Origin of the sequence: Streptomyces sp. NPDC047130 (assembly GCF_040643475.1) — a bacterium.
GTDB lineage: Bacteria > Actinomycetota > Actinomycetes > Streptomycetales > Streptomycetaceae > Streptomyces.
In genome coordinates this window covers 1-1152 of record NZ_JBEYUK010000072.1, presented here as the reverse complement: position 1 = coordinate 1152, position 1152 = coordinate 1, and the positions used below count along the sequence as shown (strand labels likewise).

The 1152-nt window shown below is 69.1% G+C and carries 1 protein-coding gene; it reads left to right on the top strand.

Annotated elements, in window-relative coordinates:
• Nucleotides 1–993, top strand: a 993-nt coding sequence (locus ABZ836_RS30470; RefSeq protein WP_361147625.1) for a pectinesterase family protein, incomplete at its 5' end; no start/stop codon positions are given.
• Nucleotides 994–1152: the final 159 nt, after the last annotated feature.

Below are 1152 nucleotides of genomic sequence, written 5' to 3'. Positions count from 1 at the left end.
CTCTGCCTCTCCGACCAGAACGCCTCCACCACCAACGGCACCGCCGTCATCCAGGAAACCTGCACCCACAACACCAACAAGCAGTGGGCCTTCAAACCGGTCGGGGCGCGTCCCACGGTCGCGGCCGACGGTTCGGGCACCTACCGGACCGTGCAGGCGGCCGTCGACGCCGTGCCCGCGGGCAACACCCGCCCCGTGACGATCACCGTCGCCCCCGGCACCTACCGCGAGATCGTGCGCATTCCCGGCAACAAGCCCTGGATCACCCTGCGCGGACTGGGCTCGACCCCCGGGGCGACGCTCATCGTGAACAACCACAGCGCCTACGAGTACGGCACGTCCGGCAGCGCCACGATGTTCGTGGACGGGCACGACTTCACGGCGGCCAACCTGACCGTCTCCAACGACCTGGACGAGTCGACGGTCCCGTCCGGCGCCCAGGCCGTGGCGCTCAACCTCAACGCCGACCGCTCAGTGCTCGACAACGTCCGGCTCCTCGGTGACCAGGACACCTTCCTGGTCAACAACGCGGCGCGGACCTACGCGGTCGACTCCTACGTGGAGGGCACCGTCGACTTCGTCTTCGGCGGCGGCACCATCGTGTTCGACGACTGCGACATCCACGAGAAGCGCACGACGGGCGGGCCGATCACCGCCGCCAGCACCGACGCGTCGAAGAAGTACGGCTTCCTCTTCTACCGGTCGAACATCACCGGCGCGGTCGTCGGCAAGACCCAGCTCGGGCGGCCGTGGTACCCGCACGCTCAGGTGCTCTACCGCGAGTCCACCCTCAGCTCGACCGTCGCGACGGCCCAGCCCTGGGTGAACATGTCGTCCAACTCCTGGCAGAACGCCCGGTTCGCCGAATACCGGAACACCGGCGCCGGAGCGACCGTCAACGGCAACCGGCCCCAGCTGAGCGACGCCGTCGCCGCCGACCACACCCCGCAGAAGTACCTGGCCGGCAACGACGGCTGGAATCCGATCGGCTGAGCCAGATCCCAGGTACCCACCCACCCGCACACGAAGGAAGACAGACATGGATCGCAGCAGTACCCCGCGCCGTGCGTCGCACCGGCGTCGTCCCGGCGCAGTCGCCGTGTTCGCATCCGCCCTGGCGGTGGTGGCGGGCGGCGTGATCGCCTCCGTCTC